The organism is Photobacterium sp. R1, from assembly GCF_054600795.1.
The window spans coordinates 1-435 of record NZ_BAAHZP010000113.1; the positions used below are offsets into that span (position 1 = coordinate 1).

Here is a 435-nt window from a genome sequence, read left to right on the forward strand (position 1 = left end):
GAGGTAGATCTCCGGACTGGTGGCATTTTTATAGGCAGTCAGCAGGTACTGCACACCTGTGACAGCAAAACCGAGTGGAACCCAGATATATATCCACCAGATTTCAAAACCGAGTGCCGGTAAAATACGGCCGCGCTCAAACACGGACACCACATACTGGAAAGAAAAATAAGCCAGCAGGAACATGATCGCAGCAGTGATGACGGCAATCAGGATCATGACGATTTTCCGGCCGGTGAAAGGCAGCATGTCGTACAACGCAGACATGCGGATGTGGCGGCCATGGCGGGCAGCATAACCAATGCCGGCAAAAGTAATCAGAATAATGAGTATGCGATTGATTTCGCCGGAGAAGAACAGGCCCTGGCCAAAGCCGAACCGCGCCACTACGTTAACACAGGTGTTCAGGGCCATGAGCAGCACACCTGTAGCAAG

The 435-nt window shown here is 52.0% G+C and carries 1 protein-coding gene; it reads right to left on the minus strand.

The window, feature by feature from the left end:
- The coding region (locus tag ACYP03_RS24215; protein WP_459782399.1) for a TRAP transporter small permease at nt 1–414 on the minus strand (414 nt) is incomplete at its 3' end.
- Nucleotides 415–435 lie beyond the last annotated feature (21 nt).